Below are 259 nucleotides of genomic sequence, written 5' to 3'. Positions count from 1 at the left end.
GTGCATTTAGTGAACGCTTACATCAGCAATTACAGCGTTATGGTGTCAGCCTTATCGGTGGCGATACCACCAAAGGTAATATGACGTTGACGCTCACCTTACAAGGTTTTGTTGAACAAGGTAAAGCGCTGCCAAGGCACGGTGCCAAAGCCGGTGATTTGATTTATTGCAGTGGCACCATTGGTGATGCCGCGGCAGGGTTAAAATTACTTATCGATGCCAATAACCCTGATAACGGTATCTCTGAAAACACCCATGA

The 259-nt window shown here is 46.3% G+C and carries 1 pseudogene; it reads left to right on the top strand.

The annotated features are described in order from the left end of the window. Window positions 1-259: pseudogene (locus MTCD1_RS19575) on the top strand (thiamine-phosphate kinase); the annotation flags it as partial.

It is taken from the genome of Colwellia marinimaniae, assembly GCF_002207865.1.
Classification (GTDB): domain Bacteria; phylum Pseudomonadota; class Gammaproteobacteria; order Enterobacterales; family Alteromonadaceae; genus Colwellia; species Colwellia marinimaniae.
This window is presented reverse-complemented; position numbering and strand designations above follow the sequence as displayed.